The organism is Streptomyces sp. Edi2 (assembly GCF_040253635.1).
Taxonomy (GTDB): domain Bacteria; phylum Actinomycetota; class Actinomycetes; order Streptomycetales; family Streptomycetaceae; genus Streptomyces.
Genome location: NZ_JBEJGX010000003.1, coordinates 7,242,075 through 7,259,754 on the forward strand (window position 1 = coordinate 7,242,075; position 17,680 = coordinate 7,259,754).

Genomic DNA, 17,680 nt, shown 5'->3' on the forward strand with positions numbered 1-17,680 from the left:
TGATGCACGCGTCGAAGGGTCTGCGGGTCGAGGGGTGTCAGCGCGTCCGCGACGATGGGGACGGCATGAGATGCGGTGGTGCTGGGCGCTGCCAGGGGCCGAAAACCCCTGGAGAATGCGGCCTCAGCCCGCCCGACAAATGGCGCTGGACATGCGGCCGAGGTCGACGTGCCGCCGACTCACCAAGGCAATTCCAGCTCGAGACATGACGGAAGCGTGGCACGCCGCTCTCCGGCCAGTCCACCGTTATCCAGAATCCGGACACCTGTGTCTTGCATCGCGAGACGGTGTGGCGCCGGTCACGTACCGGCGGTGCGTCGGTCGCTCGCCGCAGGGGGCGCCGGCCACTCCCCGGCGGGCGCGCCGGGGGTGGTGGGTCCTGCGCCGGGCCAGGGGCCGGGTGCCGGTACGTCGGGCTCCTCGGTCACCGTGGTGTCGTACACGCGGAAGCCGCGCCGCTCGTAATTGGCCTTCGCGTGCGGGCCGTCCTTGCTGCACGTGTGTACCCACACCCGCGTGGTCGGCGCCAGTCCAGGCCACCGCTCGGCCAGGTCCCAGGCCCGCTCGGTGCCGTGGGCGAGCAGGTGCCCACCGATCCGGCGCCCCCGGAAGTCCGGGACGAGTCCGAAGTAAACGATCTCCGCGGAGCCGTCCGCCTCCGCCGCCAGCTCGATGAACCCGGCGGGCGTACCGCGCTCGTACGCCACCCAGGTCTCCACCCCGGGGCGTCCGAGGTGTGCCACCCACTGCGCGTACGACCAGCCCAGCCGGTCGGTCCAGGTGACGTCACCGCCGACCGCCGTATAGAGGAAGCGGCTGAATTCGGGCGACGGCACCTGTGAGCGGACGATCCGGACGTCCTGCTCGACCGCCGGCCCCGCGGCGGGAGCCAGGTCGGCGCGCGAGGTCTGCTCGAGGTACCACGTGGTGACCGGGATGTTCATGCGGTCAGCACATCACACCGGGGGCGGGGGGCCGGGGGTGGTCAGGGGGAGAGGTGGGGAGAGAGCCCGGGGCGGGGGCCGGACGCAGGTCAGGGGCTGCCTGGGGCCGGGCAGGCAGGGCGAGGCCTCGTCCCGAATGGTGAGACACCTGCTCACAGTGTGGGGACGGCTCTGCTGCCGGGAGGCGTACCCGACGGCCGCCGGGGCCGACCGGGGGAAGAGGCGGAGAGCGCGCGGTCGGTCCGATGCGCGCCTGGAGAAGCGGATACGCGTATAGGCGGATACGCGGTACGCGGATACCGGGACCCGCAGGAAGTCCCCGGCGCATAATTGACGAAACGTCGGCCGGGAGCGTGCAAGGTGCTCCCGGCCGGTTTATGTGTGGCTCGTGAAAGCAAGGGTGGCATGTCTCTGCAATTCACCGGGTGTTCCTTCCGCTACGGCCGGAAGGTGCCCGTTCTCAACAGGCTTGATCTCTCCATCGATCACCGGGCAACCGTCCTGCTGGGGCCGAACGGCGCGGGTAAATCCACGCTTTTAGGTATCGCCGCCTCCTGGATCTCCCCTACCGGAGGAACGGTGACGTGGAAGGGGATGAACCCCGGCCGGCGGCATGCGCGAGCTGCCTACCGCAAAGCCGTGGGCTGGCTTCCGCAGCACGTCAAACCGATGCCGGGGCTCACGGTCCGGGAAAACGTCGCTTATATCGGCTGGTTGAAAGGCATGTCCCGCGCCGACGCCTGGGACCGGTCACACGAGGCCCTGGAACGTGTGAAGCTGGGCAGCCTGGCCGGCCGGAAGAGCCACCAGCTCTCGGGCGGGCAGCTGCGGCGCATGGGCATAGCGGGCACTCTCGTCCACCACAGCGAGATCGTGCTGCTCGACGAACCGACCGCAGGACTTGACCCCTCGCAGCGCCATATCTTCCGCGAGCTGGTGACCGACCTGCTGGCCGACATTCACGTCGTGGTCTCCACCCACCAGACCGAAGACCTCGACACCCTGTACGACCACGTCGTCATCCTCGACAAGGGACAGGCCCGCTTCGAGGGCGACACCGATGCCTTCCTCGCCCTCGCCGCCCCCGGCACGCCGGAAGGGCGACGCGCCGAAGGTGCCTACACCCAGCTGATCGCCCAGGAGGTGTGAGCCGTGCTCTGGCGTACTGTCGCGCGCTCCTCCTCCGCCACATGGCTGGCTCCGTTGCTGGCGGCCTTCGTCGCCGTGCTGCTGTCGGACGACCTCACCGCGTCGGTGACCCCCGGCTACTGGCCCAGCGCCGTGGGCGCCGCCACCTTCGCGCTGCCCTTCGTCGCCCCGGCCTGTGCGGCCGCCGGTGCCTGGGAGGGCGCACGCTTCACCCGCGGCAACGTGGCCGGCTGGGCGCCGGCCCGCTCGGGGCTCGCCATCGCCCTCCCCCTGTTGCTGCCCGTCATCGTCCTGGGCGCCCTCGGCATGGCGGTGGCCGCAGCGCTGACGATCTCCACGGCACACCCGCAGACCGGCCTGCCACCGGTCGGCATGGCCTTCGTGTGGCTGGTCGTGCTCACCGCCCACGCCCTGGCCGGCTTCCTGCTCGGCAAGCGCCTCCCGCTGGTCGTGGCGGTCTCCCTGGCCCTGGTACTCAGCTTCGTCCTGACCGCCTACCCGGCCGCCGTGGAACCCGTCTGGCTGCGTCACATGGTCACCGGCGGCATGACCTCCTGCTGCTCCCTCGGCCAATCCCCCGACTGGCAGGCCGCGGCCAGTGCCGCGGTGCTGGCCTGCGGCGTTGTCGCGGCCGCCGCCGTGGCCCTGACCGCGTGGGCCGTGCGCCTGCGCAGGGCCCTGATCGGTGCGGCGCTGGCGGCCGGCCTGGTCGGCAGCGGGCTCCTTGCCCATGGTCTGCCGGCCGATCCGGCGGTCGCCCGGGCGGCGGAGCAGCTGCGGTGTGCCGGTGACCATCCGAGGGTGTGCCTGTGGCCGGAGCTCTCCGGCAGCACAGGGATGGTCCGTCAGAACGCCGCTGGGGCATGGCGGCGTCTGCAGCACGCCGGCCTTGCCGTACCGGACACCCTCACCATGGAAGATCACCCGGGCAAGAGGGCCGCGTTCATCGGCTCCTGGCCGGAGCCCACACCATCCATGGTGCGCGCAGGAGTGGGTGCGAGCCTGCTCCCCTCCGGCCCGCCCGCCTGTGCACAGTCAGGCAGCTCCTTTCCCGGCGCCGATGCCTACGGCCCCGCCGCGGCATGGCTCTCCCTGGCCGCCGGTGCCGCCTCCGAGGACGTCGCCAGCCACTACGGCGCGAAGGAAACCGCCGTCGCCGCGGCTGTCGGTCACGCGGGCGGTGCCGAGCAGCTGCGGTGGTTCCGGCAGAACAGCAAGGCGCTGCGGGACTGCACCACCCACCCCGCGCCTGTCCCCGCACACCGGTCCGGGGAGACGGCGCGATGATCTGGTGGCTCAAGGCCAGGAACGTCCCCGCAGTCCTGCTGGCTCTCTTCGCGGTCTACCTCGTGGCGGTCCTGGTGCGTCAGGAAGCCATCCCCGTACCCGCCGTGGTGGGCCCCTCCGGTCGGCTGCTGGTCACTCAGATCCTGGGGATTCTGCCGGTGGTGCTGCTCCTGCACGGGCTCGACCGCGGCGACACCGTCACCGAGGAGGTGGCGTTGCGCCACAACGGCCGGCGCAATGTGCTGCTGTGCGTGGCCTTCGCCCTGCTGGCCCTCGTGACGGCAGCGGGAGTCCAGCTCCTGTGGGACCGGCCCGAAGCCCTGTCCCTTGCCCGCAACTGTGCCGGCTTCCTCGGTACCGCCCTCATCGTCCGCGCCGTGCTGGGGCCGGGTGTCGGCGCGATCTGTGTCGCCGCCCTGCCCCTCGCCTGCGCCGCAGCCGGACGCCGCCCGGGAGGATCCGCCCAGCCCTGGGCCTGGCCCATCCAGGAACCTTTCTCGTACCTGGGCGCCGGCGAAGCCGCCTTCCTCTTCGCCCTGGGGTGCGCGCTCGCCGTGTGGAAGAACCGGCCGGTGATCGATCCTTTCGCACGGACCACCTGAGGATCACGGTCTGCGGCTAGCCGGACTCCGTCATCCGGGCGAAGACCACCACGTTGCCCGCGTAGCCGGATCCCGCCTCGTAGTGGCCGCCGCAGGTCAGGACGCGCAGTTCGGGGCGTCCGGTGGGGCCGTAGACCTTTCGGGCGGGGAACTTGTGCTTGTCGAAGACCTGGATGCCGTAGACCTCGAAGACCGCGGTGCGTCCGTCCTCGCGGGTCACCCGGATCGTCCTGCCCTTCTCCAGGGCGCCCAGCCCGTAGAAGACGGCGGGGCCGCCGCGGCTGTCGACATGTCCGACGATGACGGCGGTGCCCTTCTCGCCCGGGGTCGGTGCGTGCGCGTACCAGCCGGCCAGCCGGGGGGAGTCGGCCGGCGGGGCCTCGATCCAGCCGTCCTTGTCCAGGCCCAGCGGCATCAGCGGGGCCGACACCTCGATCGACGGAATCGCCACCCGGGCCGGGGCGGAGCGGGGCAGTGGCGGCGGCGCGGGGCCGGAGGGCGGGAGGTCGCCGGGGAAGAGGGCGGTGTCGGCGCCCGGCTGCGGCGGCCCGTCGGCCTCACCGGACAGTCCCTGGCGCACCATGCCGATGCCGATGAGCCCGGCCAGTACCAGCACGCCCCACCTGGGCCGGCGCGCGGGCGCCGGCTGCCCGGGTGCCGCTTCCGGTGGGTCCGTCGGGCTCATCGCTCACCTCCCGTGACCGCGCTTCCCGGCGCGCCTCTCCCTGGGCTGCACGGTCCGCTGTCGGCACGCTAGGCGGGCGCCAGGGCGGTGGCGAGCGCAGACGGCCGAATGGGCGGTGGAGGCCGGACGGCGGTGCCGCCGTATCGCCGTCCGGCGGCTCGCCACACCGCCGCCCGTCGACCCGCTGACCGCCGGTCTCGGCTCGCGCGCCGCCGCTTGTCCGTCCGACCGCCCGCTCACGAACCGGGCGTGCCGACCGCTACGACACCGGAAACACCGCGTCGGCCAGCCGCTCGACCTGGTCCGGGTCCGGGGACCAGCAGTAGAGCATCACTTCGTCCGCGCCGATCGCGCGGAACGCGGCTACCGCCTGGCGGATCTGCGTCCCGGTGGTGAGCAGGCCCTTCACCGGCTTCCTCCGAGGATGCCCCGTCCTTTAGGGCGGGGGGAATCGGACTCCTGCGGAGCAGGGCAGAGGTAGCCGTTTCGCCGCCAGGGCGAAATGGTGTTCACCCCACGGCGGGGCGAGGGAGCCCACCAAGATCGATTGTTCTCAACTGTCAGTCCTCCCCGATAGGTTGTGGTGTATGACGACGGAAGCGAAGACGGAGGATGCCGGGCATGCCCGGTGGACGTTCCGGCTGCGCGTGTCGTCCACCGCCCGAACCGCCCTTGAAGCGGAGTGGGGCCGGTGCCGGTGGGTCTGGAATGAGTCTGTTGCCAAGTCCAAGGCCATCCACCTGCACAACAAAGCCACCGGCGAGAAGCGGACATGCGGTCCGGCCCAGCTCGACAAGATGCTGACCGAGGCCCGCTCGCGAACGCCGTGGCTGCGTGAGGGCTCCTCGGTGCCGCAGCAGCAGTTGATCCGCGACTTCGGCAAGTCCAAGTCCAAGGCTCAGAAGGACATCAAAGACCGGCTGCCGATGCGCCGCCGGGCTGGTATGCCGAGGTGGAAGAAGAAGCGCGAGGCGCTGCCGACGCTGAACTACACCAAGCGGGGCTTCCGCCTCAAAGACGGCCGTCTGCACCTTGCGGGCGGCATCGCGGTGACGGTGGTGTGGTCGAGGGAACTTCCCGCCGACCCGTCCAGCGTGCGCGTCTATCAGGACAGCACGGGGGAGTGGTACGCGTCCTTCGTCGTACCCGCCGAGGTCCAGCCGCTGCCGGAGACCGGCCGTGTGATTGGTATCGACTGGGGCGTGAAGGAGACCGCGACCACCACGTCCGACGCCCATGACCTGCCCCATGCCCAGCACGGGAAGACGGCTGCGCAGAAGCTGGCCCGCTATCAGCGGATGATGGCCCGCCGCAAGCCGCCAAGGGGCAAGCCGGGGTCGAAGGGCTACAAGGCCGCGAGGCGGCAGACGGCGAAGCTGCACAAGAAGGTGGCCCGGCAGCGCAAGGACACCGGTCGTAAGTGGGCGAAGTCCGTGGTTCGCGACCACGATGCTTTGGCTGTCGAGGACTTCAAGCCGAAGTTCCTCGCGAAGTCGACCATGGCCCGCAAGGCCGCCGACGCCGCTATCGGGGCCACCAAGATGGCTCTGAGCGAGATGGGCCGCAAGCACGGCCGTGCCGTGCACCTGGTACACCCCGCGCACACCACGATGGACTGCTCACAGTGCGGAGCGAGAACCAAGCACGCGCTACCTCTCTCAGAACGAACCTATGCCTGCACCGTGTGCGGAGCCGTATCCCCCAGGGACAAGAACTCCGCACGCGTGATGCTGGTCCGGGCTGGTCTCAACCCGGCTAGTGCTGATCGCGGAAGACCAGACGGGGCGCTGCCCCGCCTGGCGGCGTGAGCTAGAAATCCCCACATCAGCCCTGGAGGGTGAGGAATCCCCTCCCTTCAGGGAGGGGAGGATTCAAGACATGGTCGGTGTAGCTGCTCGGCTGGTAATACGCGGTCAGTTCCTTGCGGGCGCGGTCGAGGGTGGGCTCCGGGCCCAGGGCGACATTGACCTGGGCCAGCAGCCGGGGCCGGCCCGTACGGCCGGCCCGGGACCAGGCCGTCTCCACCGCACGGAACAGGCCGTCCATCTGCGGGGCCGGGAGCGCGGCGCCGAGGAAGCCGTCGCCCCAGCGGGCCACGCGCTCCACCACGGCGGGCACAAAGCCGCCGAACAGCACCTCGGGCCCACCGGGACGTGCGGGGGCCGGACCGATCGGACTGATGTCCTCGGAGAGCGGTGCACCGGACCAGACGCGGCGCAGGGTGGCCAGCTGGCGGTCGAGCCGGCGGCCGCGGGTGCGCAGGTCGACACCGGCGGCCAGATAGTCGTCGTCGCGTCCGCCGGTACCGATGCCGAGGGTGAAGCGGGAGCCCGACAGCAGATCGAGTGTGGCGGCCTGCTTGGCGAGCAGCGTCGTACGGTGCAGCGGGGCGAGCAGCACCTCGGTCTGCAGCCGGATCCGGGAGGTGGCGCCGGCGAGGGTGGCCAGCGTGATCAGGGGCTCGGGGTTGCCGAACACCAGCCGGTCGAGCAGGGCGACGGTGGTGAAGGGGGTGGCTTCGGCGCGCCGGGCCCAGCTCAGCAGCTGTGCGGGGTCGCCGATGGGGAGGCCAAGGCCTACGGGCATGGGGGTCCTCCAGAAGGACAAAGGGCAAAGGTCAAAGGGCGTACGGGCAGGAGTGAGCGCGGACTGTCGTGTCTCGTGTCGCCTACTCATTCGGCTCCGCGCGTTCGCTGCGCGCGGGCTGCTCCCGTTCTGCGACGTCCTTCTGGAGAGCTGGGGTCAGAGTGCGGCCACTTTATGAGGGGGGAGATCACGTCCGCACCGGGTTTTTCGCCCCGGTACCCGCCCGGCCGGCCGTGGCGCGCGCTCTTCGGTCCTGCCGGCTGCCCCGGCCCCCGGCGGTCCCGCGGCCCCCGGCGGTCCCGCGGTCCCGCGGCCCTGCGGTCCTCCGGGGCTCCGCCGTCGCCCCGCCCTGCCGGCTGTCCCGGGCCCCGCCGACCGCCCCGGGCCCTGCCGACCGCCCCCGGGCCCCGCAGCCCCTTCACCCTTGCCGCCCCGTCACCCTCCCACCCCGTCACCGCAAACGCGCCGCCGCCACCGCCGGTGCCGAGGACTGCGGCAGCAGACGGTCGGGCCGTGGCGGCAGCCGGAGCTCCACCTCCACCCCGTCCGCGAAGCGGTACGGCCGGTGCGCCAGTAAGCCGGCGAGATGGCGGCGGAGCCGGGACAGCTCGGCCCGGACGGTGACCGTACGGCTGTGGTCGCCGAAGAGGTCCCGGGCGAGTTCGGCGGCGCTGCGGCCCTGCGGATGCGCGGCGAGGACGAACAGCAGCTCGGCATGGCGCGGGGTCAGCTCGTGCGACCAGCTGCCGGCCGGTCCGCTGACGGTGACCGTCGAGCCGTCCCGGCCGCTGACGTCGAGCACCACCCGGCTCGGCCCGAGGTCCCGTTCCTGGCCCCCGACCCGGATCAGCCAGCCGCCGGGCAGCGGCTCCAGCGCACATCTGCCGTACCGCGGCAGCCACAGCGGCCCGGCCTCGGGCGCCTTGGGCAGTGCCACCCGGTCCGGCGGCGTCAGGCCCGTCACTCCCACGACCCAGCCGCTCGGGTCGACGGCCAGCGCCCGCCCGCCGATCCGCGCCAGCACCGGTGCCGCGCTCGACCGCAGCCGTTCCAGGGACAGATGGTGGCGGGTGCGCAGCTCGCCCTCGGCGAGCCGGGCGACGGCGGACACCAGCGAGAGCGTCGTGGGGTGGAAGGAGGGCGCCGGACCGCTGAGGTCCACCGCGCCCAACAGGCGCCCGTCGCGCGGGTCGTGGAGCGGTGCCGCGGCGCATGTCCACGGGTGGTGGCTGCGGACGAAATGCTCCGCGGAGTGCACCAGTACCGGCCGGCCGGCCACCAGGGCCGTGCCGATGGCGTTGGTGCCGACGACGTCCTCCGTCCAGTCGGCGCCCTTGTCGAAGCCCAGCCGGTCGGCCATCCGCCGGACCGGCGCGCTGCCCTCGCGCCACAGCACCCGGCCCTCGGCGTCGGTGACGACCATGATCTGCTGTGCGGCGTCGGCGGACGGTAACAGCCCCGCGCTGAGCATCGGCAGCACCCCCGCCAGCGGGGACATCTGCCGACGCTGCTCCAACTCCGCCGTCGACAGGGGGATTTGGGGGCGGTCCCGGTCCGGGTCGACACCCGAGACCCGTACCCGGTGCCAGGATTCACCGATCACCGGGCGCGGCGTGCCGGAGACCCGGCCCGGCGTCATCTCGCCCGCGAGCACCGCCTCGTGGACCGTGGCGAGACGGTGTGCGGTGGCGCGGTGGTCCCGGTCCGACCAGATGGCGCCGTCGATCGCTCTGTCGCTCACGCTGTTCTCCGTACTGCCCGGTCCCTCGGGTGGTGCCCCTCATACGCTCACCGGTCCATCCTGGAGCCGCCCATTCTCCCGGTAGGCCCGAGGGCGCTGCAACGCAGTGCAACCGTTGTCGCCCGGGAGGCGTTCCGGGGAGGGTGACCGAAGCGGCCGATGGTGTCTCGCCACCGCGGGTGCGCCGGTCACCCGTCGGGGTGCCCGCCGGTGTCGCCGGAGATGCCATCGGCCGCCCTGCGCGACGTCGGCACGGTGCGGGAGGGGGCTCAGTGCCCTGACGCCCCTGGACGGTGAGCGGTGCCGTGTCGGCGCGGCACCGCTCGCCGACCGACGCGGCGGTGGTAACCCCCTGCCCCCGTTGCCTCGTGAGGCGATGCCCGAGGTAACGGGGGAGCCGCCGCCGCGTCGGGCCGTGCCGCGTCGTGCTGCCGGTGCTGCGTCGGGCAGCTCCCGCACACGGCCGGTGCCGTGTCGGGCCGGTGCCGCGCTCAGTCGTCGGCCACCGGCCGGGCCCGCGCCACCACGGCCGCGAGATCCAGCGTGTGCGGCAGCGTCCCGAAGGCCGTGCCCGCTTCGCCGCCGAGCCGGCCGGCGCAGAACGCGTCCGCGACCTCGGGCGGCGCATGGCGCACCAGCAGCGACCCCTGGAGGACCAGTGCCATCCGCTCCGCCAGCCGCCGGGCCCGGGCCTCGATGCCCTCCAGGTCGGCGAGTTCGGTGAGCATTCCGGTGATGGCGCGGTCCAGCCGGTGGTCCGCGCCCCGTGCCGCCCCGACCTCGGTCAGGAACGCGTTCAGCGCCTCCGGTTCGTGCCGCAGGGCCCGCAGGACGTCCAGCGCCTGGACATTGCCGGCGCCCTCCCAGATCGAGTTGAGCGGCGCCTCACGCAGCAGCCGCGGCAGCCCCGACTCCTCCACGTAACCATTGCCGCCCAGGCACTCCAGTGCCTCGGTCACCATCGGTGTGCAGCGCTTGGTCACCCAGTACTTCGCCACCGGCACCGCCAGCCGCAGAAAGTGCCGTTCCTGCTCGGTGCCGTCGTCGTACGCCGCCGCCAGCCGCAGCGCCAGGGTGGTCGCCGCCTCCGACTCCAGTGCCAGATCGGCCAGCACATTGCGCATCAGCGGCTTGTCGGCCAGCCGGCCCCCGAAGGCCTCCCGGTACGTGGCGTGGTGCACCGCCTGGGCCACCGCCTGCCGCATCACCGCCGCCGACGCACTGACACAGTCCAGCCGGGTCGCCGCGACCATCTCGATGATGGTCGCCACCCCGCGCCCCTCCTCGCCGACCCGGCGCGCCCAGCTCTCCCCGTCGAACTCGACCTCCGCCGAGGCGTTCGAGCGGTTGCCGAGCTTGTCCTTGAGCCGCTGGATGCGGAAGGAGTTACGGCTGCCGTCCGGCAGCACCCGCGGCAGCAGAAAGCAGGTGAGACCTCCCGGCGCGCGGGCCAGCACCAGGAAGGCGTCCGACATCGGCGCCGAACAGAACCATTTGTGTCCGGTCAGGACGTATTCGCCGGATGCGGCCAGCGGCTCGGCGCGGGTGGTGAGGGCCCGCAGGTCGCTGCCGCCCTGCTTCTCGGTCATGGCCATCCCGGCCAGCGCGCCGCCCTTCTCGGCGACCGGCCGCAGTTCGTGCTCGTACACCTGCGAGGTCAGCAGCGGTTCCCACTCGGCCGCCAGCTCGGGTTCGGCGCGCAGCGTGGGCACCGCCGCATGGGTCATCGACACCGGGCAGCCGTGCCCCGCCTCGGCCTGCGTCCACACGAGGAAGCCGGCGGTGCGGCGGACATGGCCGTCGGGGCGGGACCAGGCGCCGGTCAGGCCGGCCGTGACCGCATGGCCGAGCAGCCGGTGCCATGCCGGGTGGAACTCCACCTCGTCGATCCGGTGGCCGTAGCGGTCATGGGTGCGCAGGACGGGTGGGTGCGCGTTGGCCTGTTCGCCCCAGCGCCGGGCGTGCGCGGAGCCGGCCGCCTGCCCCAGTGTGCTCAGCTCTTCGCGTACCTCGTCGAGCCGGACATCGGAGACATGCCGGGTGATGCCCTCGGTCAGGGCCGCGTCGCCGGCGAAGACGTCATATCCGACCAGCGGCGGGGGCTGGTTCGTGACCGTGTGAGTGGTGGCTGCCATGCGGATACGGTAAGGAGGTGCAGCCGGCAAACGAACCAACCGAGCGGCCCGCGGGCCGTCTGACCAAGGCCCGGGCCCTCTACCGCAACGTCTCCAAACGCCGGCTGGCCTGGCTCCTGCTCAAGGACACCGTCAACTCCTGCATGAAGTACCGGGTCACGGGGCTTGCCGCCGAGGCCGCCTTCTGGAGCCTGCTCTCGCTGCCGCCGCTGATCCTGGGCCTCCTGGGTGTGCTCGGCTACACGAACGCCTGGATCGGGCACGACACCCTCGACAGCGTCCGCCGGCACATCCTCGGCGCCGCCGGCACCGTCCTGTCCGCCAAGGGCGTGAACGAGATCGCCCGGCCGCTGCTCAACGATGTCTTCACCGGCCGCCGCCCGGACGTCATCTCCCTCGGCTTCGCCATCGCCCTGTGGTCCGGGTCCCGGGCGATGAACGTCTTCGTCGACACCATCACCATCATGTACGGGCTCGACGGCCGGCGCGGCATCATCAAGACCCGGCTGCTGGCGTTCGCGCTGTACCTCGCCGCGCTGGTCGTCGGCGCGGTCGCGCTGCCGCTGATGGTTGCCGGACCGGACACCGTCGTGAGCTGGCTGCCGGCCGGCGAGCACATCATCCGGGCGCTGTACTGGCCGGTCGTCCTGCTCCTGTCGGTCGCCTTCCTGACCACGCTCTACCACGCGTCGGTACCGGTCCGTTCGCCCTGGCCGGAGGACATTCCCGGTGCGGTGGTCGCGCTGGGCATGTGGGTGCTCGGCAGCTTCCTGCTGCGGCTCTACCTCACCTCGACGGTCGAGGGGCCCACCATCTACGGCTCATTGGCCGCTCCGGTCGCCGTACTGCTGTGGATCGGGGTGTCCGCCTTCGCGGTGCTGGTCGGGGCCGCGATGAACGCCTCACTCGACCGGGTGTGGCCGTCGGTCGCCACGGCCGCGGCCCGCGAGGAGGTCGCCCGCCGGGCGGCAGCCAAGGCGGAGGCGGCGGGGACGAGGACGGGGACCGGGGCGAAGACGGGGACGGGAGCCGGTGAGGCGGGCGCTGATCGGGCGGGAGCCGGCGACGAGCGGGGGGCGTCGGCGGACGGGGGCGAGCACGATGGTGGTGAGCGCAACGGTGGCGACGGCGGCGGTGAGCATGACGGTGGTGAGGGCGGCAGTGGTGAGCACGGTGGTGACGGTGCGGGAGGTGGCCCCCGGCGCGACTGACCTGACGCCGGTTCAGCGGGCCCCGCGGTAGCGGACCAGCAGCATCGCCGCGTCGTCGTGCAGCGGCCCCTCGGCATGCTCGACCAAGTCCTCGCGCACGGCGCGCAGCGCGGTCTCCGGATCGGGGTCCTTGAGCAGCGCGGCACGCTCGTCGAGGGGGTAGAACCGCCCCACCGCGTCGCGGGCCTCGGTGACGCCGTCCGTGTAGAAGAGCAGTTGGTCGCCGGGGGTGAATGGCACCTCGTAGGGGACGGGCGCCACCGAGCCGTGCAGGCTGAGGCCGAGCGGGAGGGCGCGGTCGGGCGGGGCGGCGAAGGCCACCGAGCCGGTGGGGCGGACGACCAGCGGCGCCGGGTGGCCGAAGTTCAGCAAGGTGGCCCGCGGACCGTCACCGATCTCGGCGAGCACCGCGGTGACGAACCGTTCGCCGGACAGATGGCGGTTCAGCGCCCGCTCGACCCGCTCGCCGACGGCCGGCAGGTCCGGTTCGTCGTGTGCCGCCTCCCGGAAGGCGCCCAGTACCACCGCCGCGCTCTCCACGGCCTCCAGCCCCTTGCCCTGCACATCGCCGACGATGATCCGCACCCCGGCGGGCGAGGTCACCACCTCGTACAGATCGCCGCCTATCCGGGCCTCGGCCACCGCCGAGGTGTACGAGACCGCGATCCGCAGCGGGCCCGCGCCGCGCGGCACCGGGCGCAGCAGTACCCGCTGGGCGACCTCGGCGATGGACCGGACGCTGGCCAGCTCCGCCTCGCGCCGCTGCCGCATCACCGCGGCGACCACCCCGGCCGCGGTCACCCCGGCCACCGACAGCAGCGCGGTCAGCCCGCGCCGGCTCTCGAACAGACCGTTGTAGACGCCCAGGCCGAGGCAGAGCACGAACGCCGTCAGCCCGACCACGGCGGTCCGCCGCCACCCGCCGACCAGCCCGGCGAACGCCGGTCCCAGCGACACCAGCGGCAGAAACCCGACCTCCGGGCCCGCGGTGAGGTCGACCGTGGTGACCACGGCCATGACCGCATAGGGAAGCGCGGGCAGCACACGGGAGCCGGTGCGCTGCTCCCCGTTGTCCACGGTCAAGGTGTTCTCCGACGGTGTCAGGTGAGGTCAGGTCAGGTCACATGGGGTGAGGTGAGCGGGCGAAGCCGGGCAAGGCCAGGCGAGGGCGGGGCAAGGGCGAGCAAGAGGAGCCTCGGCCGTCGGAGTGTCCGAAAGTAGCCCCTCGGCCCCCGATCTGAGCATAGGCAACATATGCCGTACCGAAATACCTCGAATGCGTCCTGTTACCGAATTGCAGTGGCCCGGATGGCGGTGAGGCGGTCGGCCGGGGGCGCGGGCCGGGGCCGTCCATACCGGGCCGCGGATCTTACGGACCCATGACACGACGGCTCATGCGCGGGTCGCAGCGACCTGTCCCGCTTAGCGTGACCGGCATGCGTGTACTGGTCACCGGCGGCGCCGGATTCATCGGATCGCAGGTCGTCGAGGCGCTGATGGCGCGCGGGCACGAGCCTGTCGTGCTCGATGCGCTGCTGCCCTCGGCGCACCCCGGGCCCCCGCCGCCGCGCCCGGGAGTGCGGTGCGTCGTCGCCGACGTACGGGATCGGGCGGCGGTCGACGAGGCCCTGCGGGGCGTACGGGCGGTCTGCCACCAGGCGGCGATGGTGGGCCTGGGCAAGGACTTCGCGGACGCGCCCGAGTATGTGGGCTGCAACGACCTGGGCACCGCGGTACTGCTGGCCGCGATGGCCGGGGCCGGGGTGCGCGAGCTGGTGCTCGCCGGGTCGATGGTGGTCTACGGGGAGGGCCGCTACACCTGCCCCGTCCATGGGGTGGTGCGGCCCGGCCCGCGGGCGCCGGCCGAGCTGGACGCCGGACAGTTCGAGCCACGCTGCCCGCACTGCGGCGCCGCACTGCGGCCGGGACTGGTCGGCGAGGACGCGCCCACCGACCCGCGCAACGTCTACGCGGCCACCAAGCTCGCCCAGGAACATCTGGCCGCCTCCTGGGCCCGCGCCACCGGCGGCCGGGCCGTCGCACTGCGCTACCACAACGTCTACGGGCCCGGGATGCCGCGGGACACCCCGTATGCGGGGGTGGCCTCCTTCTTCCGGTCGGCGCTGGCCCGCGGCGAGGCACCGACGGTCTACGAAGACGGCGGCCAGCGGCGGGACTTCGTCCATGTGCGGGATGTCGCCACGGCCAACGCGGTCGCCCTGGAGGCCCTGCCGGACCGGGCGGCGGGCACCCTGACCGCGTACAACACGGGCAGCGGAGTGCCGCACACCGTCGGCGAGATGGCGCGGGCCCTGGCCGAGGCGTGCGACGGGCCGGCGCCGGTGGTGACGGGGGAGTACCGGCTCGGCGACGTACGGCACATCACCGCCTCCTCGCAGCGGATCGCCGACGACCTCGGCTGGCGGGCGGCGACCGGGTTCACGGAGGGGATGCGGGAGTTCGCCCGGGAGGGGATGAGGGCGGCGCCGACGGGGTGACCCACGCCGCCGCCCCGCCGCCCCCGCCGCCCCTGCCAACCGTTGCCGCCTCCGCCGCCCCGCGACCTCGTGGCCTCCGCAGCCACGGGGCCCCGCCGCCCCTCCCTCCCGTCGCCCCCACCGTCCCTCCGGCACCCGCGTGCCACAGGAACCTCCAGCCCCACCCCCACCCCACCCCCTCGTCCGCTTCTGATGCATAGGTGAAGGCGTGACCCACTCCCCTCCTCCCACCCCCCGACCCGCCTCGGTGGATGTCGTCCTGCCCTGTCTCGACGAGGCCGCCGCGCTGCCCTGGGTGCTGGCACGGATCCCGGCCGGCTGGCGGGCGATCGTCGTGGACAACGGCTCCACCGACGGCTCCGCCGAGATCGCCCGCGGTCTGGGCGCCACCGTGGTGCACGAACCGCGCCGCGGCTTCGGCGCCGCCTGTCATGCCGGGCTGCTGGCCGCCGACGCCGACATCGTCTGCTTCTGCGACTGCGACGCCTCCCTCGACCCCGCGCTGCTCGTCCCCTTCGTCCGCGCCGTCCACGACGGCGACAGCGATCTGGTGCTCGGCCGCCGCCGCCCCCAAGGCCGCGGCGCGTGGCCGCCGCACGCCCGGCTCGGCAATCTCGCCCTCGCCCATATGCTGCGCCGCCGTACCGGCCTGCGGCTGCACGACCTCGGCCCGCTGCGCGCCGCCCGGCGTACCGGACTGCTCGGCCTCGGCCTCACCGACCGCCGCAGCGGCTACCCCCTGCAGATGGTCGTCCGGGCCGCCGACGCGGGCTGGCGGGTCGACGAGCGCGAGGTGCCCTACCTGCCGCGCACCGGCCGCTCCAAGGTCACCGGCACCTGGCGCGGCACCTGGCACGCGGTGCGCGATATGCGCACCGTCCTGCACCAGCCCCCGCTCCCGTCCCGTACCGAGGAGACCGCCCGATGACCGCCCCCGCCCACCGTCCGGAGCAGCCAGGACCGACGACGCTCCTGGTCATCGCCAAGGAACCGGTGCCAGGCCGGGTCAAGACCCGCCTCACTCCGCCGTACACCCCCGACGAGGCCGCCCAGTTGGCCGAGGCGGCGCTCCACGACACCCTCCAGGCCGTACGCGCGACCCCCGCCCGGCGGCGGGTGGTCGTCCTCGACGGCCGCCCGGGCGACTGGCTGCCGGAGGGCTTCGAGGTCCGGCAGCAGGGGGCCGGCGGTCTCGACGAACGGCTTGCCGCGGCCTTCGCCGGCAGCACGGGCCCGACCCTGCTCATCGGCATGGACACCCCGCAGGTCACCCCGCAACTCCTCGCCCCCGCAACGGACTTCGACGCCTGGGACGGCTGTGACGCCTGGTTCGGGGCGGCCGAGGACGGCGGATTCTGGGCGCTCGGCCTGGCCGTCCCCGACCCCCGGCTGCTGCGCGGCGTCCCCATGTCCACCAGCCGCACCGGCGCCGCCCAGCGCGCACGGCTGACCGCCGCCGGGCTCCGGGTGCGGGATCTGCCGCCCTTGCGGGACGTCGACACCGCCGGCGATGCGGAGCGGGTCGCCGCCGCGGCCCCCGCCGGCCGGTTCGCCGCCACCCTCGCCCGGTTGACCCCGGTCACCGGCCGATGAGCACCGCCCTGCCGCCCACGGCACCAACCGACCGGCACGACACCGTCACCTGGGGCGCGGACCCGTACGCCGATGCGCTGCGCCGCGGCCGTGGCCCGCTCTTTCTGCGGCGCAGCGACGGCTGGCTGCTGCCGCTGGAGGTCGAGCGCTGGTGCGCCCGGGCGGATGCCGCCGATCTGTCGGCGCTGCGCCGCTGCGAGGGCACCGTCCTCGACATCGGCTGCGGCCCCGGCCGGCTGGTTGCCGCGCTCGCCGCTCAGGGCCGGCGGGCGCTCGGCATCGACGTCAGTGCGGCCGCGGTGGCCCGGACCGCCGCGGCCGGCGGCTCCGCACTGCACCGCTCCGTCTTCGACTCCGTGCCGGAGGAGGGGAGTTGGGGCACCGCCCTGCTCCTCGACGGCAACATCGGCATCGGCGGCGAGCCGTACGCCCTGCTCACCCGTACTGCGGAACTGGTCGCCCGGCACGGTCTGCTGATCGTGGAGACCACCGCGGCGGACCTCGACGAGCAGGTCCAGGTCCGGGTGGAGCGGGGAGACCACCTCGGCCCCGGTGCCCGGCCCGCGCCGGGCGAGCCGTTCCCCTGGGCCCGGGTCGGCGCCCCCGCGCTGCTGCGCTACGCGGACGCCGCCGGCTGGACCCTCGTCGAACAGTGGACGGTCAGGGACCGGGCCGGTCAGACACCGGACGCCGAACGCTGCTTCGTCTCGCTGCGCCGCCGGAGCGCCCCGCGCAGCCGCCGCTGAACCGTACGGCCGAGCAGCCACAGGGCGGACAGCGCGCACAGCCCGGCGGTGACCAGCAGCCAGCGGTCCAGGAACTCCCCGCCGGGCAGCTGCGTCGTGGCCTCGTAGTGCGCGGCCGAGCCGCTGCCCGCCGAGCCGGCGATCAGCGGGAACCACACCAGCAGCAGCAATCCTGACAACGCGGCGGGCACCCGGACGTACGCGGTCCTGGCCCGGTGCGGCCCGCTCCCCGCCGTCCAGCGGACCACCACGCGGTCGGCGAGCGCATACAACGGCAGCAGCACCAGATCGTGCAGCAGCGCCGCCCCGGCGAACCAGGCGAGCACCAGCGGCCACTGCCCGCCGGCCAGCAGCCGTACCCCGGCGTAGCCGGTGAGGGCGAACGAGGCGAGCATCAGCAGCAGATGCAGCGGCCCCTCGCCGTAGCGGCGGGGGAGGCGCAGCGCCCCGAGCGGCCGCCCAGCCCCGAGCGCCCGCCCCGCCCGTTCCCGCACGGCCTGCAG

General features: G+C 73.3%; 17 protein-coding genes and 1 pseudogene. 9 read left to right on the top strand and 9 right to left on the bottom strand.

What is annotated here, in order from left to right:
* Positions 1–123: 123 nt before the first annotated feature.
* Positions 124–207, bottom strand: a complete 84-nt coding sequence (locus ABR737_RS35220; RefSeq protein ID WP_350257049.1) for a putative leader peptide — start codon at positions 205–207, stop codon at positions 124–126.
* A 92-nt stretch (positions 208–299) separates the two neighbouring features.
* Positions 300–944 carry a GNAT family N-acetyltransferase gene (locus ABR737_RS35225; protein WP_350255103.1) on the bottom strand — a complete coding sequence of 215 codons (645 nt, stop codon included), beginning with the start codon at positions 942–944 and terminating at the stop codon, positions 300–302.
* 405 nt (positions 945–1,349) lie between these two features.
* On the opposite strand from ABR737_RS35225, the gene ABR737_RS35230 reads away from it, so the two are divergent.
* The 3 genes from ABR737_RS35230 to ABR737_RS35240 are packed head-to-tail and all read left to right on the top strand — an operon-like array spanning position 1,350 to position 3,982.
* On the top strand, positions 1,350–2,093 hold the full coding sequence (locus ABR737_RS35230) for an ATP-binding cassette domain-containing protein (RefSeq protein WP_350255105.1): 744 nt from the start codon (positions 1,350–1,352) through the stop codon (positions 2,091–2,093).
* 3 nt (positions 2,094–2,096) lie between these two features.
* Positions 2,097–3,380: a DUF7224 domain-containing protein gene (locus tag ABR737_RS35235; RefSeq protein ID WP_350255106.1), complete on the top strand. Its 1,284-nt coding sequence runs from the start codon at positions 2,097–2,099 to the stop codon at positions 3,378–3,380.
* Entirely contained in the window at positions 3,377–3,982 is a 606-nt protein-coding gene (locus ABR737_RS35240) for a hypothetical protein (protein WP_350255108.1), read from the top strand. The genes ABR737_RS35235 and ABR737_RS35240 overlap by 4 nt, the downstream gene beginning before the upstream one ends.
* Positions 3,983–3,998: 16 nt before the next feature.
* Here the strand turns inward: ABR737_RS35240 and ABR737_RS35245 are convergent, their stop codons facing one another.
* Entirely contained in the window at positions 3,999–4,667 is a 669-nt protein-coding gene (locus ABR737_RS35245; protein WP_350255110.1) for a class F sortase, read from the bottom strand.
* A gap of 259 nt (positions 4,668–4,926) precedes the next feature.
* A pseudogene (locus ABR737_RS35250) lies at positions 4,927–5,073 on the bottom strand (LLM class flavin-dependent oxidoreductase); the annotation flags it as partial.
* Positions 5,074–5,254: 181 nt separating this feature from the next.
* On the opposite strand from ABR737_RS35250, the gene ABR737_RS35255 reads away from it, so the two are divergent.
* On the top strand, positions 5,255–6,475 hold the full coding sequence (locus tag ABR737_RS35255) for an RNA-guided endonuclease InsQ/TnpB family protein (protein WP_350251395.1): 1,221 nt from the start codon (positions 5,255–5,257) through the stop codon (positions 6,473–6,475).
* A gap of 16 nt (positions 6,476–6,491) precedes the next feature.
* On the opposite strand, the gene ABR737_RS35260 is transcribed toward ABR737_RS35255, so the two are convergent.
* The 3 genes from ABR737_RS35260 to ABR737_RS35270 form a co-directional block, all read right to left on the bottom strand.
* Positions 6,492–7,253 (bottom strand): LLM class flavin-dependent oxidoreductase, encoded by a 762-nt coding sequence (locus ABR737_RS35260; protein ID WP_350255111.1) that lies wholly within the window; start codon positions 7,251–7,253, stop codon positions 6,492–6,494.
* 451 nt (positions 7,254–7,704) lie between these two features.
* Positions 7,705–8,994, bottom strand: a complete 1,290-nt coding sequence (locus ABR737_RS35265; RefSeq protein WP_350255113.1) for a helix-turn-helix domain-containing protein — start codon at positions 8,992–8,994, stop codon at positions 7,705–7,707.
* Positions 8,995–9,485: 491 nt separating this feature from the next.
* Entirely contained in the window at positions 9,486–11,129 is a 1,644-nt protein-coding gene (locus ABR737_RS35270) for an acyl-CoA dehydrogenase family protein (protein ID WP_350255115.1), read from the bottom strand.
* Between the two features lie 17 nt (positions 11,130–11,146).
* Here ABR737_RS35270 and ABR737_RS35275 point away from each other — a divergent pair, with 17 nt between their 5' ends.
* A complete protein-coding gene (locus ABR737_RS35275; RefSeq protein WP_350255117.1) occupies positions 11,147–12,340 on the top strand; it encodes a YihY/virulence factor BrkB family protein in 1,194 nt (397 codons plus the stop codon).
* A gap of 12 nt (positions 12,341–12,352) precedes the next feature.
* Here ABR737_RS35275 and ABR737_RS35280 read toward each other — a convergent pair whose 3' ends face one another.
* Positions 12,353–13,357, bottom strand: a complete 1,005-nt coding sequence (locus tag ABR737_RS35280; RefSeq protein ID WP_350257050.1) for a PP2C family protein-serine/threonine phosphatase — start codon at positions 13,355–13,357, stop codon at positions 12,353–12,355.
* Between the two features lie 419 nt (positions 13,358–13,776).
* Here ABR737_RS35280 and ABR737_RS35285 point away from each other — a divergent pair, with 419 nt between their 5' ends.
* From ABR737_RS35285 to ABR737_RS35300, 4 genes are all read left to right on the top strand, one after another.
* Positions 13,777–14,838, top strand: coding sequence for an NAD-dependent epimerase/dehydratase family protein (locus ABR737_RS35285; RefSeq protein ID WP_350255119.1), 1,062 nt, complete (start codon positions 13,777–13,779; stop codon positions 14,836–14,838).
* 208 nt (positions 14,839–15,046) lie between these two features.
* On the top strand, positions 15,047–15,766 hold the full coding sequence (locus ABR737_RS35290) for a glycosyltransferase family 2 protein (RefSeq protein ID WP_350255120.1): 720 nt from the start codon (positions 15,047–15,049) through the stop codon (positions 15,764–15,766).
* The gene (locus ABR737_RS35295) at positions 15,763–16,431 is read left to right on the top strand and encodes a TIGR04282 family arsenosugar biosynthesis glycosyltransferase (protein WP_350255122.1); all 669 of its coding nucleotides are present in this window, start codon (positions 15,763–15,765) and stop codon (positions 16,429–16,431) included. Before ABR737_RS35290 ends, ABR737_RS35295 begins: the two co-directional genes overlap by 4 nt.
* The gene (locus tag ABR737_RS35300; RefSeq protein ID WP_350255123.1) at positions 16,428–17,177 is read left to right on the top strand and encodes a methyltransferase domain-containing protein; all 750 of its coding nucleotides are present in this window, start codon (positions 16,428–16,430) and stop codon (positions 17,175–17,177) included. The genes ABR737_RS35295 and ABR737_RS35300 overlap by 4 nt, the downstream gene beginning before the upstream one ends.
* On the opposite strand, the gene ABR737_RS35305 is transcribed toward ABR737_RS35300, so the two are convergent.
* Positions 17,108–17,572 (bottom strand): hypothetical protein, encoded by a 465-nt coding sequence (locus tag ABR737_RS35305; RefSeq protein ID WP_350257051.1) that lies wholly within the window; start codon positions 17,570–17,572, stop codon positions 17,108–17,110. The genes ABR737_RS35300 and ABR737_RS35305 overlap by 70 nt on opposite strands.
* Positions 17,573–17,680: the final 108 nt, after the last annotated feature.